Origin of the sequence: Catellatospora sichuanensis, assembly GCF_007483665.1 — a bacterium.
Taxonomy (GTDB): Bacteria; Actinomycetota; Actinomycetes; order Mycobacteriales; family Micromonosporaceae; genus Catellatospora; species Catellatospora sichuanensis.
The window spans coordinates 98,594-111,923 of sequence record NZ_VIQO01000012.1 but is presented as its reverse complement, the minus strand read 5'-3'; the positions used below and the strand labels follow the sequence as shown (position 1 = coordinate 111,923).

Genomic DNA, 13,330 nt, shown 5'->3' with positions numbered 1-13,330 from the left:
TGGGTCAGTGCGCCATGCCCAGGTCAGGAGGAAACCCGTCGCGTGTAGTAGCGGACGGGATGGCCGGTGGTGAAACCCTCGGCCTCGTAGAGCGCTTGTGCTGACCGGTTGCTCTCGTCCGTCGAGAGCGTCACCCGCACCACTCCGGCCTCCTCCGCCAGGGCGACAACTGCCCGGATCAGGGCGCGGCCGACGCCGAGAAGTCGGCTCTCGGGCCTGACGTAGAGGTCGTTGAGGACCCAAACCGGAGCACGGCGTACCGAGCTGAAGGTCGGATAGATCTGAGTGAACCCGACATCGTCGGTTCCGGCCCGCGCGAGCAGGACGATTGACTGCTCTCGCGCGATTCTCTCCGCGAGAAACGCCGTCGCCTCCGCCGGCTCACCTGGCGCACCGTAAAATTCAAGGTAGCCCATGAATAGCGCCGTCATCGCGCTCAGGTCCGCCATGCCGGCTCTTCTGACGGTGACCTCTGCCGCGATCGGGCGAACCTTCGCTGCCATTGAATTCATCTATGCCTACCCTGGTTGCGACCAAAAGACACCGTTGCCGTGCAGCAGAAAAATACAGCAACCTCACAGCGCGGGAGATCGCATGTGCGCTGACGCGGTCAGGCCGGGTCGGGCGACCGTGAGCTATTTCGATGCGATCAGCCAGCCGACTTCGCGTCTCCAGCCGGTCCGGCCCGACTTCGCCAACAGTCGAGCTCAACTGACGGCGTTGAACCGGGCCGCCGGAAACGGCATCAGTCGGCGGGACCGTACAGCCGGGCCACGTCGGGCGAGTCGAGCCAGCCGCTGTACGCCGGCCCCTGCGGCCAGCCTTCGGGGGAGTCCTGCCACTCCTCCTGCCGCCCGTAGGGCAGCACATCGACCAGGGCGAACGTGAACGTGAGCTGTTCCACGCCGCGACCGCTCGTGTGCCAGGTGCGGTACACGGTCTCGCCGTCGCGCAGGAAGACGTTGAATGCGAACCCGCCACCGGGCGGTGCGTCGACGTCGGCCCCGAACGGGCTGTCGGCGGTGGAGTACCACGTCATCTTGTTGCCGACGCGTTCGGCGTAGGCGAGGGCCGCCTCGATCGGTCCCTGGGTGACGATCACGAATCGTGCATCGTAGTTTTCGAGGAAGTCCAGCCGGGTGTACGACGACGTGAGACTGGTGCAGCCGCCGCACTGCCACTGCGCGTTCGGATCGGGGTCCCACATGTGGTTGTAGACGATCAACTGCGACCTGCCGTCGAAGACATCGACGAGCCGTACCGGCCCTTCGGCTCCGACCAGGGTGTATTCGGGCACCCTCACCATGGGGAGCCTGCGTCGCTGAGCGGCGATCGCGTCGAGCTCCCTGGTGGCCGCCTTCTCGCGTGCGCGCAGCTCGTCCAGCTCCTTGTGCCAGGTGGCGGAGTCGACAACGGGTGGCAGAGCAGCCATGATCAACATCTCTTTCGTTCGCCTTGGCCAACACTGACCTTCTAGTATAGATACCCGAAGATTCCGTCAGGGTCGTAACCGGCAGCCGCGTGCCGGAGCGGGAACGCCCGGCACGATGGACTTGCGTGTCGGAGCGATGGTCAGAATGTGATCGACTCTGCCGGACCTGGTTACTACGATGCCGTGGTGCTTCGCGAGATTCCACCACCAGCGGTCATGGCAGCATTCGGGGCACGCGAGGACGCGGTGCGGTTGCCGGGCGGTCAGGGCCGGACTTGGCGTTCCGGCGACATCGTGCTCAAGCCCGGCGGGCTGGCGGCGGAGACGGTATGGGTCGCCGAGGTGCTGTCCGCGGTGACCGAGACCGCAGGATTTCGAGTGGCGCGGCCGGTACGGGCGGCCGACGGCGGCTGGGTCGTGAGTGGTTGGCAGGCCTGGCAGTTGACGCCCGGTACGCCCGATGCCCGACGCTGGGACGAGATCCTCGCGGCAGGTGAGGCTTTCCACGAAGCCATTGCCGGACTGGCGCGACCGCCGTTCCTGGATGAGCGCGACGATCCATGGACCTTCGGCGACCGCATCGCGTGGGAAGAGCTTGCCCTGCAGGGCGGTGAGACGATGGCGGAGCTGCTGGAGCCGCTGGCCCTGTCGCGACGGCCGGTGGATCTTCCGGCCCAGCCGGTCCATGGCGATCTGCTCGGCAACGTGATGTTCGCTGACGGCCTGCCTCCGGCGGTGATCGACTGGCCGGTGTACTTCCGGCCGGCGGACTGGGCGCTGGCGGTAGCCGTGGTGGATGCACTGACCTGGCATGGCGCAACGGTTGCGCTGGTGGCGCGGTGGGCCGACCGCGTCGAGTGGGACCAGCTACTGGTTCGGGCGCTCATGTACCGCATCGCCACGAACGAGGGCTGCCGTCGCGCGGGCCTTCCGGTGCGAGAACGGGCAGAGACCTACCTGCCGGTGGTCGACCTGATACTCGACCGGGTGAAGTAGCTGTTGCGGAACTGGTGTCCTGCGCCGGAAATTCGTTGCAGACATCTGCCGAGGGAGTCGGGGATTTCTTCGGCGGTCTTCTTCCATGCGAATGGTTTCGGTTCGGCCAACGCCGACCGATGACACAGCCCGCGTTCTGATTCGATGTCCTGGCTGCCGTCTAAGCCCGCGGCGAATCGCCGAGTCGGCGGAAGACCTCACCGCAGACGTCGAGGCAGTGCGCCAGAACTGTGTCGGCGGTGAGCACCGCGGTCGTGGTGAACAGGAAGACGTTGCGGTCGACGCGTTCGACCGACTCGGTCCACGCCGCGGCCGTCAGCACCTGCTCGAAGATGTCGGTGCCTGGGCGGGACAGGTCGAAGACGATGAGCATGCCGTCTTCGAAGCTGAGGTTCCACTCCCGGCCGTCTTTCGTGCCGACCGACAGATAGCCCGCCAGATCCTCCAGCACAGGGTCCTGCGGAAGGCGCGTGGCCGCCTCGGCCACTGCGGGCTGCCCGGCCAGATCCTCGCCCTCGAAGATGTCCCAGCCGCCGCTGCTGCGGTACGGCTTGACACCATCGACCGCGTAGGCCGGGCGGGATCGTCGTAACCAGCTCATGACTCTCACTATGGCTCAGGGAGGGGCCCGGTGTCGCCACCGGGCCCCCATATGAAGGAATCAGGGCCAGAAGGACCCGTTCGAACCATAGATCTTGTACGGGATCTGGTTCCGGCGCAGACAGTCCAAAAGGTCCTGCGGGACGTCCAGCGACCCGTTTGCATGCGGCATGAAGTGCCACAGCACTTCGGCCACCTGCTCCGTGTCGAGCAGATGCCGGTCCTGGTCACACTGCTTGAGGTAGTGTTTGCCACCCGGGTGAGGCGAACCGGTCTTCACCTCGTGCAACTTGCGCGGCGGGCCGGTCTCCAGGAAGTCCGGCTCACGCGCCGAGTTCGGCCTCGGCACACCAGGCATCTCGATCCGCCCGGCCCGGTTGCGCAGACCCGGCACCCCCGCCATCACCACGTCGGCGAGGTAGTCCTCGCCTGCATCCGCGCCACGCAGCCACGGTGTCGGCGTCGGCGGAGGCGTCACCGCGGTGGTCAACGCGTCCGCAAGCCGTCCCAGGCTGTTGTCGGCCCGGCGGGCCAGCCGCAGGATGACCTCGTCCGACATTCCTACACCGGTCAGCCTGCTGTAGTTGCCCAGCATGATGGTGCGGATGGTCAGCGTCTTGATGCTGTCGGAGATCTTGTCGTACTTGGCGACGAAGTGGATTACCTTGTCGAGCCGGTGGAGGTACCGCGCCACGAATTTCGCGGCCTTGCCCGGGATCGCCACCGCGTCACCGACGTACGGGACCAGGCCCATGATGCTCAGCCCGGCGCCGACCCAATCCTGGTTGATGATCCCGGCGATGGTGTCACGCAGATCTGCCAGACCGCCGAGCACCCAGCCGACCACTGGGATCAGGCTCAAACCACCAGAGCACAGGTAGCCTGCCAGCCACGCCATCGAGTCTTTGGGCGAGAAGTCACCGGCGATCAGGCCGACCACGAAATCGGTTACGTACGTCCAGGTGCTAACGCGCTCGTCCGGGATCCGTGGATCGAGGCCCTGGTCCTCGGCGTGCGCGAGCTCGTAGGCGTCGGTATTCGCGTCACCGTCGGTGTCGGAACTCAGCGGGTCTGTCAGGTACTCGCTGACCTCCATCCCGTCGCTCAGGCCGTCGCCATCGCTGTCCGGGTTCGCTGGATCCGTTTCGTAGTCGTCGACCTCTGTGCTGTCCGCGATGCCGTCACCGTCGGTGTCGGTGTCGGTCGGCGTGGTCTGCACCGGACCGCCCGGCCCTCCGACTGGCGGCGGGCGGCTGTCCGCGACGAGCGGGTTTGTGCCGCGAGCCACCTCGGCACCGTCATTGACGCCGTCACCGTCGGTGTCCGGGTTGGTGGGCGATGTGCCCCGGTTCTGTTCTTGGAGGTTGGTCAGCCCATCGCCGTCGACGTCCTCGGCACCGTCGGCGATGCCGTCGGCGTCGGTGTCGGCCTTGTTCGGCATCGTCCAGCCGGCAAGCTGGTAGATCTCGAACTTGTCGGTCAGTCCCTCGCCGTCGGAGTCGATCAGCAGTGGGCTTGAGCCGAAGCGCAGCTCAACGACGTCGACGACGCCGTCGTTGTCGTGGTCACCGCTGTAGGTGATGCCCAGGCGAGTCAAGACGTTGAACGCGTCCTGCCAGGCTGCTGCGGCATGCACGGTGGCCGGCACCGGGTTGGCTTTGACCAGCATGCTGTCCGCGGTGGCGAAGGAAACCCTGGCCGCGTCGAGATCAGCGAACGCCTCTGCTATTCCGGCCGGCCATGGCGCGGGCGGCGGGCTGGCCCTGAACGGCCCGATCGTCGCCTCAGCGTCCTGGATCGCCGCGTCGGCCATCAGCCGCACCCCGGACAGCGTCCCGACCAGCGCACGGACATGTGCCTGCTCGGCTTCGCCGTTCGGTGGGCTGGCGCCGGTCATGCGGCTTTTGAGGAACGCCTCCAGATGCTTGAGGTTGTCGTATGCCACCTCGGCATTGGCAGCGCTGTTGAACCGGGCTCCGTCGAAGTATTTGTCGCCGACGTCGGCCAGCACCGGATCGATCCGGCTATCACCGAGATCGCTACCCACATAGGGCCGCAGCGCTTCGGTCGCCTCGCTGATGTACGCGCGGGCGTCGCGGGAATACTTGGTGGTGGGGATCTTCGCGACCTCCACCTGCCATTGCGGCGTCTCAACCGCCACCGCCTCAATGCCGGACTGCGCAAGTATTGTGGCCGCTACAAAAGCGGCCAGACCTGTGCGGTGCCATCGTTTACCCAAACCCATGAAACCCTCCCCGTGTCGATGAACGAGCTGCGTTCCCTGCTCTGAGGGTCATCTGCTCCTCACTCGATCGGCACTGCCAAGTACAGATTGGAATCGCAACGATCAGTAGATCGATCTGCCAGGCAGGGCTGATCGCTGGACCGGGCACCACTAAAGGATGACCAACCGTGTCCGCAGCCCCGTTTTGAATGACCGAGTATGTCTGATTAGGACGCTCGTGTAAACCCCCGGGCCACCGGCACGGTGCACGGCGTGTCCTAAATGGTCTCTGTATCTCGGTCGAGTACGCGCTGGCAGTCGTGGGTGTAGTGTCGCCGGGCGTGGGCGATGTTGACGTGACCTGCGGCGCGGAAGGTGCCTATGGCCAGGTCGTGCAGCCCGGCGGTGACGGGGGCGCGTTGCCGGTGCGGATCAGGCTGCGGTCCTCGTCGAAGGTCGTGTCCCGTCACCCTTGTCACCGCCGCGCACTTGTTCGTCACCACGCTGCGCCAAGACCCAAAGGCGGCTGCGCCGGCCTGACCCTCTACAAGGTCATCGGCGAGATCCAGCTACTCCTCGCTACCTGGACCGGAGCCTGCCCCACCTGCCGACGAAGATCAGAACAGTTCGCCGTAAACGCCGACCACCGACCCAACAAAGCACTACTGGGCGGCCGCCGTCACCGCCGCCGTCGGTGCGCCGTCGACCGCGCCCTGCGGGGCGGCTGCCGTGTATGCGTGAGTCAGGGTGAACGCCAGGCACGGCATGAGCAGCAGCACCGGCACGAAGTAGTCCGCGGGGTAGAACGCCGCCTCGGCACCGGCCGCCGGGTCGTACGCGTGCACGATCCCGGTGCGCAGCGCCTCCCAGCCCCACTGCCACGCGGGGCTCGCCGGTTCCAGGCCGGTGAGCCCGATGAGCAGCGCCACCGGGCCGACGGTGAACGCCTGGAGCAGCCCCAGCCCGGCGACCGTGCCCGCGGTTGCCGCCGCGAGGTGATGACCCCGCCGGCGCACGGCATGCACGGCGTGGATGAGCCCGACCGCGCACGCGGCCCAGAGCAGGTAGCACAGCACCCGCCACCAGAAGTGCTCGAAGGGCACCAGCCAGGCCAGGCCGATCAGGGCTGTCGCGGCCACCGGATGCTGCCACCAGTCCGTGCCGGCTCGGCGGCCGAGCCACATCCCGGCCGGCACCGCGACGGTGAGCAGTAGCAGCGGGATCAGCGCCGGATACCAGTCCGGCCGGGCGAGGGCGATCGCCGCGCAGGTGAGCGCGGGTAGGGGTGGCCACCAGCGATGACGGCGTAGCGCGACCATGAACAGGTGCTCCGTCCGCTCGGTCAGTGCGCACTCCAGCAGGTCTGCGAGGTCGCGTAGCGGCGTGGGCGAGCGTGCCAGCAGGTCGATCAGTTCGTCGCCGTACCTCGCGCGCACCGGCCCGGGGTAGAGGCGCAGTGCGGCACGGGCGAGCACGCGCCGTGTCCGGAGTCCGATCACGAGCATCCCCTTTACTACGTTGGACGTAGTATCGAGGTGGGCTGGGGTCGTGTCAATGCGGCGTCGGGTGTGGCACCGTGAGGACCTGGCCGGCCATGGCGCTGATCACGATGCCGTTGTTCGAATCGTTGCGGCTCACGGTCGGCATCGCGGGCTTGGGGAGCGTTACCCTGCGACTCACGTCGATCATTGCGGTGCCGCCCGCACAGGATCAGGAGTCCGCCGTGTCGCTGACCTTTCGCAACGCCGCCCGCGCGATCATCCTCGACGAGGATGATCGCGTCCTGCTATGCCGATTCGTTTCCCCCCACCCGGCGGTCCCGAACGGAGCGCAGGCCGTCTGGGCTGCTCCAGGCGGCGGCATAGAACCAGGCGAGGACGGCCTGTCCGCGCTGCGCCGTGAGTTGCGAGAGGAGACCGGCCTGGTCACCACCGTCGATCCGCCGCACGTCTGGCATCAGGTAATCGTTGCCACAGATTATGCGCCCGGCTTCGACGGCATGGTCAACGACTACTTCCTCGTCCGCGCCGCCCATTTCGAGCCACACGGCGAGCTCACCGACGACCAACTTGCCGCTGATGAGCACCTGGCGGGCTTTCGATGGTGGCAACTCGCTGAGATCACCAACTACACGGGACCTGACTTGTTCTCTCCCCGTGATCTCGCCACACCGCTGACCGACTTGCTCACGTCCGGCATGCCCTCCGCCCCGGTCGCACTGGGCTTGTGACCCCGCATCGCCTCCACCACCGCCGTGCGTACGGGTTCGTGGATGAGCGCAGGCAGCTCCTCCGGCCGGAACCAACGGATCTCGTCGTGCTCATCGGGAGCGGCGTTTGTCGGTGTCCCCTCCCACCCGTCGACAATCCAGGCACTGAAGCGCACGGATTCCTCTCCGCGGCCTACCTCCAGCCGACACAGGTGGACCGCCGCGCCTGTTGTTATCTGCACGCCCAGTTCCTCGTGCATCTCCCTGGCGAGCGCAGCCATCTCTGTCTCGCCTGCATCGACGTGTCCGCCGGGCAGATCCCATACGTCCGGGTAGACAGGGCGGTTCGGACTTCGGTGGACGAGCAGGACTTGACCTTCGCGAACCAGCGCCGCGGTGACGATCCGATGCATGGGCGGGATTGTGGCATGACCAACCGACCGAGAACGTCCGCGTCTGCCTCGACGAGGTATGCCGCAGCGTCGTGAGGAACTACCCGTAAGACCTCACCAGATCATCCATAGCCCTGTGTCATGCATGTCATGAGCCCTCAGCAAGGACTGCAGACAACGCCGATCGGCGGGCTTCCACGGTCGAAGTCGGTCACCTGTCTGCGTCGCGTCGCAGCCGATCGCGACACCTCGTCAGGAATCGGTGTGTCGTCTCGGTCTGTCGGCATCCGACTGAAGATCACCGCCGTTGGCGCGCCGGATCCCCCGGGAAGGTCACCTCGATGTGCAGTCCACCTTCAGCCCGCGCGGTCGCGTGGACGCGTGCGCCGTGTGCGGAGGCGATCGCTCGGACGATGGCCAGCCCCAGGCCGTGCCCATCGTGGTGCAGCCGCTGGCGGCCCAGCCGCCGGAACGGCTCGAAGAGCCCTTCGATCTGCTCAGGTGGGACCACCGGCCCGCTGTTCTCGATGACGACCCGGGCCGTGGCGTCGTCCGCGGCGGTCGTCACCCGGACCTCGCCGCCGCCTGTGTTGTAGCGCAGCGCGTTGTCGAGCAGGTTGGCGATCAGGCTTTCGACCAGGGCCGGATCGCCGGTGACGGGAGCCTGCGCGAGGTCGGTCTGCAGCAGCAGTCCGAGCCGTTCGGCCTCCGGTCGGCGTTCGCGCACGGCCCGGGCCGTGACGTCGGCGAGCTCGATCGGCTCGTGGTGTTCCACGCCCTGTTCACTGGTGGCGAGGGTGAGCAGCCCGGCGATCAGCCGTTCCTGGTGCCGGCCCAGAGCCAGGACCTCTTCGCACGCCGCTCGCAGCGTGGGCGTGTCGGCGTCCGGGTCGGCGAGGGCGACCTGCAGCAGCGCCCGTTCGGCGGTCAGCGGCGTACGAAGCTCGTGCGAGGCGTTCGCCACGAAGTGCCGCTGCGCGTCGAACGAGTGCTGCAGCCGCTCGAAAAGGTCGTCGAGGGTGTGGGCGAGTTCGGCGAACTCGTCCTTGCGGTCCGCGATGCCCAGGCGGCGGTGCAGGTTGGTGGCCGAGATGTCACGCGCGGTTGCGGTGATGACCCGCAGCGGTCGCAGGAACCGCCCGGCGATGAACCAGCCGAGCAGCAGCGACACCACGACCATGACCGCGTAGCCGAGCGCCGACGCGCCCAGCAGCGGGTGCACTTCGGTGTTCGGTTCGACCGGGTGCGGGACGCCGCCGCCCTGGCCGGGTGCGGGTTGCGTCTGGTTCATCCCGACGAGCGGGATGGCCAGCAGCAGCGCGCCGGAGATCATGAACGGGACGGCGTAGAGCAGCGTCAGTTGCAGCTGCAGGGTGCGCCGGCGGATCACGGCTCGCCGATCCGGTAGCCGCCCTCGCGGACGGTGTGGATGACCGGCGGGTCGCCGAGCTTGGTTCGCAGGCGGCGGATCGTGGTCTTCACCGTGGTGGTGAACGGGTCGGCGGCCTCGTCCCAGACGCTTTCGAGCAGTTGCTCGGCCGACACGAGCCGGCCGTCGGCGGCCAGCAGGCACTCCAGCAGCGCGAACTCCTTCGGAGTCAGGTCCAGGCGGCGACCGGCCCGGGTCGCTGTCCTCCGGCCGGGGTCGAGGCTGAGGTCGCGGTAGGTGAGCGTCGGTGGCACCGCGTCGGCGCTGCGCCGTGCCAGCGCCCGCACCCGGGCGACCAGCTCGGTGAAGTCGAACGGTTTGGGCAGGTAGTCGTCGGCGCCGAGGCTGAGGCCGTCCACCCGCTGGGCGACCGTCGCGGCGGCGGTGAGCATCAGCACCCGGCTGCGCCCGTGGCCGGCCACGATCTGGCGGCACACGTCGTCGCCGTGCACGGCCGGCAGGTCACGGTCGAGGACGACGACGTCGTAGCGGTTGACCGCGAGCCGGGCCAGCGCGTCCGCGCCGTCGAGGACGACGTCGACGGCCATGCCCTCGCGGCGCAGACCGGTCCCGATCGTACGCGCCAGGATCTCGAAGTCCTCCACCACCAGCACCCGCATGCCCACCACCTTGCCAGGTCCCCGGTGTCAGCCCGGTGTCATGCGGTGACACCGCGCTGACACCGGCCGGGGCGTAGACCTGAGCCCGTCAGGCGACACCATCGGAGAGGAAGAACAGATGATCGTCGTGAACGGGCTGCGTAAGCGGTTCGGCCCGAAGACCGCACTGGACGGGATGTCCTTCACGGTCGCGGCGGGGCAGGTCACCGGTTTCATCGGGCCCAACGGCGCCGGCAAGTCCACCACCATGCGGGTGATCCTCGACCTGGACGCCGCCGACGAGGGCACGGCGCTGATCGACGGGCGGCGCTACCGCAGCCTGCACCGGCCGCTGACACACGTCGGGTCCCTGCTGGACGCCTCGGCGCTGCAGCCGAGCCGGACCGCCCGCAACCACCTGCTGTGGCTGGCGCACTCGCAGGGCCTGGGCGCAGGTCGGGTCGACGAGGTGCTGCAGCGGGTGGGCCTTTCCGCGGCCGCGCGGCAGCGGGCCGGCGGGTTCTCCCTCGGTATGCGCCAGCGGTTGGGCATCGCCGCGGCGCTGCTCGGTGATCCGCGCGCGCTGATGCTCGACGAGCCCTTCAACGGCATGGACCCCGAGGGGATCATCTGGATGCGCGGGTTCCTGCGGGCGCTGGCCGGCGAGGGGCGGGCCGTGCTCGTCTCCAGCCACCTGATGAGCGAGCTGCAGGACACCGCTGATCATGTCGTGGTGGCGGGCCGGGGTCGGGTCATCGCCGACGCCACCGTCGCCGAGCTGCGCGCGGCGGTCTCCGACGGGCGGGTCGTGGTGCGTACGCCGTCGGCCGACGCGGGCGTGGCGCTGATCGCGGCCGGTGCGTCGGTGATCGCCGCCGACGGTGACACCCTGACCGTCGTCGGTCTGGCCGCGCAGGACGTGACGGCGGTGCTGGCTGGGAAAGGTGTGCCGTTTTCGGAGGTGTCGGCGCATCGGCCGAGCCTGGAGGAGGCATACGTCGAACTGACCCGCGACGTGGTCGAGTACCGGGCCGGCGACGCGCCGGAGGGGGTCCGATGAGCGCGGGGTTCGGGCGGCTGCTGCACGCGGAATGGACGAAGTTCCGCACCGTACGCGGCTGGCTCTTCGGGGTCGCGGCCGCCGCCGCGGCAGTCATCGGCTTCGGCGTGCTGCCGGGCATGAGCGGCAGCTGCCATGATCACGCGTGCAGGCTGCCGACCGGACCGGACGGCACCGAGGTCACCGACAGTTTCACGTTCGCGCACCGGTCGCTGACCGGCGACGGCAGCATCACCGCCCGCCTCGCCTCGCTGACCGGGATACTTCCCCCGGACCCGGGCGACGACCAGCCCCAGGGCGAAGGCCCGTCGCACGGGCCGGCGACGCCCGGCCAGGGCCGGCCGGGCCTGGTCCCGTGGGCCAAAGCAGGCCTGATCATCAGGGCCGGGTCCGCGCCCGGCGCCGGCTACGCGGCGGTCATGCTCACCGGCACGCAGGGCGTACGCATGCAGCACGACTACATCCACGACGTAGCCGGGCCGGCCGCCTCCGCCGACGCCCCGCGCTGGCTGCGCCTGACCCGGACCGGGGACACCGTGACCGGGCAGACCTCGGCCGACGGCAGCACCTGGACCCAGGTCGCGACGGTGCGGCTGCCCGGCCTGCCCGCCACCGTGGAGGCAGGCATGTTCGCCACGTCGCCGCAGTACACCGAGTCGACCAGCGAGGTGTTCGGTCTCACCGGTGCAGGTGGCGGCCCCACCCGGGCCACCGGCAGCTTCGACCGGATCGTGGCGCAGGGCGGCTGGAGCGCGGGCACGTGGCAGCCGGACAAGATCGGCGGCCCCGACGACGCGCCACGCCACGGCGCCGTCGTGGACGGCGACCAGGTCACCATCACCGGATCCGGTGACCTCGCGCCGGCCGTGTCCGGCGCGGCCGGACTGGGCACCACCATCACGCAGACGCTCGTCGGCACGTTCGCCGGGCTGATCATCGTCGTCGTGATCGCCACCATGTTCGTGACCGCCGAATACGGGCACGGCCTGATGCGTACCACCATGGCGGCCAACCCGCGGCGGGGCCGGATCCTGGCCGCGAAAACCGTGGTCATCGGCACCGTCACCTTCGTCACGGCCCTGGCGTCGGCGGCGACGACCGTGACCGTCGGGCGGCGCGTGCTCGAGGCCAACGGCGTCTACGTGCACTCGGTGTCCGCGCTCACCCAGGTCCGGGTCATCGTCGGCACAGCGGCGCTGCTGGCGCTGGCGTCGGTGCTGGCCCTGGCGCTCGGCGTGATCCTGCGCCGCAGTGCCGCCGCCGTCACCACCGCCGTGCTCGGCATCGTCATGCCGTACCTGCTGGCCGTCAGCGTGCTGCCGGCCACCGCAGGGCAGTGGCTGCTGCGGGTGACCCCCGCTGCCGCCTTCGCGCTGCAGCAGAGCACCCTCGAGTACCCGCAGGTGATCAACATCTACACGCCGGTGAACGGCTACTACCCGCTGCCGCCCTGGGCGGGCCTGGCCGTGCTGTGCGCGTGGACCGGCCTGGCGCTCGGCGTCGCCGCAGCCCTGCTGCGCCGGAGGGACGCGTGAGGACCGCACTGCACGCCGAGTGGACGAAGCTGCGCACCTCACCGGCAACGATATGGCTGCTGCTGGCCGCGGTCACGCTCACCGCCGGTGTCAGCGCCGCAGCAGCGGCCACCATCCCCTGCAAGACGGCTGCCTGCCTCGGCGACCCCGCCCAGATCAGTCTCACCGGCGTCCAACTTGGCCAGGCCGTCGTCGTGATCCTCGCAGTGCTGGCCGTCAGCGGCGAACACGCCACCGGCATGATCCGCACCAGCCTGACCGCCGTTCCCCGGCGGAGCACCCTGCTGGCGGCCAAGGCCGTCGCAGTCACCGGCGTGACCATGGTGACCGCCACGGTCGCCGTCGGCACCTCGGTCCTGGCCGGGCGGCTGCTACTGCCGGGTAGCGGATACACCGCCGCACACGGATTCACACCCCTGTCACCGACCGACGGGCCGACGCTGCGCGCAGCGGGCGGGTCCATGCTCTACCTGTGCCTGATCGCCCTGCTCGCCGTCGGCGTCGCCACCGTCGTACGCGACACCGGCGCGTCCATCGGCGTCATGCTGGCACTGCTCTACCTCGTACCCATCGTCACCCAGGCGCTGACCGACCCCGACTGGAAACGCCACCTCCAGCAGGCCACACCCACCGCTGGGCTGGCGATCCAGGCCACCCGGCACCTGGACACCGTGGCGATCCCACCGTGGCACGGACTCGCGGTGCTGGCGGCATGGGCCGCGGGAGCGCTGCTCGCCGCAGCCGTCCTGATACGAACCCGGGACACCTGAGCCGGTAAAGAACCTCGTTGAGAACGTCGGGTCAGCTCGAGCCGCCACCCGCTCGAGCTGACCCGGCCGGCCAGCCCGGTGCCG

Annotated in this window: 13 protein-coding genes; 5 read left to right on the top strand and 8 right to left on the bottom strand. The window is 68.9% G+C overall.

The features are described 5' to 3' along the window. Positions 1-23: 23 nt before the first annotated feature. Positions 24-503: a GNAT family N-acetyltransferase gene (locus tag FLL47_RS23810; protein ID WP_144122782.1), complete on the bottom strand. Its 480-nt coding sequence runs from the start codon at positions 501-503 to the stop codon at positions 24-26. 242 nt (positions 504-745) lie between these two features. Next, positions 746-1,432 carry a DUF899 domain-containing protein gene (locus FLL47_RS23805; RefSeq protein ID WP_222106168.1) on the bottom strand — a complete coding sequence of 229 codons (687 nt, stop codon included), beginning with the start codon at positions 1,430-1,432 and terminating at the stop codon, positions 746-748. A gap of 147 nt (positions 1,433-1,579) precedes the next feature. Here FLL47_RS23805 and FLL47_RS23800 point away from each other — a divergent pair, with 147 nt between their 5' ends. Then, complete coding sequence (locus FLL47_RS23800; protein WP_222106167.1) at positions 1,580-2,428, top strand: TIGR02569 family protein; 849 nt, start codon at positions 1,580-1,582, stop codon at positions 2,426-2,428. Between the two features lie 160 nt (positions 2,429-2,588). Here FLL47_RS23800 and FLL47_RS23795 read toward each other — a convergent pair whose 3' ends face one another. The 3 genes from FLL47_RS23795 to FLL47_RS23780 all read right to left on the bottom strand — a co-directional run bounded on the left by FLL47_RS23795 (position 2,589) and on the right by FLL47_RS23780 (position 6,751). Next, positions 2,589-3,029, bottom strand: a complete 441-nt coding sequence (locus tag FLL47_RS23795) for a hypothetical protein (RefSeq protein WP_144122781.1) — start codon at positions 3,027-3,029, stop codon at positions 2,589-2,591. 60 nt (positions 3,030-3,089) lie between these two features. Next, positions 3,090-5,273, bottom strand: a complete 2,184-nt coding sequence (locus tag FLL47_RS23790) for a hypothetical protein (RefSeq protein ID WP_144122780.1) — start codon at positions 5,271-5,273, stop codon at positions 3,090-3,092. A 641-nt stretch (positions 5,274-5,914) separates the two neighbouring features. Beyond that, entirely contained in the window at positions 5,915-6,751 is an 837-nt protein-coding gene (locus FLL47_RS23780; protein WP_144122778.1) for a hypothetical protein, read from the bottom strand. 95 nt (positions 6,752-6,846) lie between these two features. On the opposite strand from FLL47_RS23780, the gene FLL47_RS23775 reads away from it, so the two are divergent. Continuing rightward, complete coding sequence (locus FLL47_RS23775) at positions 6,847-7,482, top strand: NUDIX hydrolase (protein WP_281286743.1); 636 nt, start codon at positions 6,847-6,849, stop codon at positions 7,480-7,482. On the opposite strand, the gene FLL47_RS23770 is transcribed toward FLL47_RS23775, so the two are convergent. The 3 genes from FLL47_RS23770 to FLL47_RS23760 all read right to left on the bottom strand — a co-directional run bounded on the left by FLL47_RS23770 (position 7,380) and on the right by FLL47_RS23760 (position 9,902). Then, positions 7,380-7,874, bottom strand: a complete 495-nt coding sequence (locus FLL47_RS23770; protein WP_144122777.1) for an NUDIX domain-containing protein — start codon at positions 7,872-7,874, stop codon at positions 7,380-7,382. The genes FLL47_RS23775 and FLL47_RS23770 overlap by 103 nt on opposite strands. Before the next feature lie 277 nt (positions 7,875-8,151). After that, positions 8,152-9,243 (bottom strand): sensor histidine kinase, encoded by a 1,092-nt coding sequence (locus FLL47_RS23765; RefSeq protein WP_246158512.1) that lies wholly within the window; start codon positions 9,241-9,243, stop codon positions 8,152-8,154. Continuing rightward, positions 9,240-9,902, bottom strand: a complete 663-nt coding sequence (locus tag FLL47_RS23760; protein ID WP_144122776.1) for a response regulator transcription factor — start codon at positions 9,900-9,902, stop codon at positions 9,240-9,242. Before FLL47_RS23760 ends, FLL47_RS23765 begins: the two co-directional genes overlap by 4 nt. A 118-nt stretch (positions 9,903-10,020) precedes the next feature. Here FLL47_RS23760 and FLL47_RS23755 point away from each other — a divergent pair, with 118 nt between their 5' ends. The 3 genes from FLL47_RS23755 to FLL47_RS23745 are packed head-to-tail and all read left to right on the top strand — an operon-like array spanning position 10,021 to position 13,246. Then, entirely contained in the window at positions 10,021-10,941 is a 921-nt protein-coding gene (locus FLL47_RS23755) for an ATP-binding cassette domain-containing protein (protein WP_144122775.1), read from the top strand. Continuing rightward, positions 10,938-12,476, top strand: coding sequence for a DUF1349 domain-containing protein (locus tag FLL47_RS23750; protein WP_144122774.1), 1,539 nt, complete (start codon positions 10,938-10,940; stop codon positions 12,474-12,476). Before FLL47_RS23755 ends, FLL47_RS23750 begins: the two co-directional genes overlap by 4 nt. Next, positions 12,473-13,246 (top strand): ABC transporter permease, encoded by a 774-nt coding sequence (locus FLL47_RS23745; RefSeq protein WP_144122773.1) that lies wholly within the window; start codon positions 12,473-12,475, stop codon positions 13,244-13,246. Before FLL47_RS23750 ends, FLL47_RS23745 begins: the two co-directional genes overlap by 4 nt. Positions 13,247-13,330: the final 84 nt, after the last annotated feature.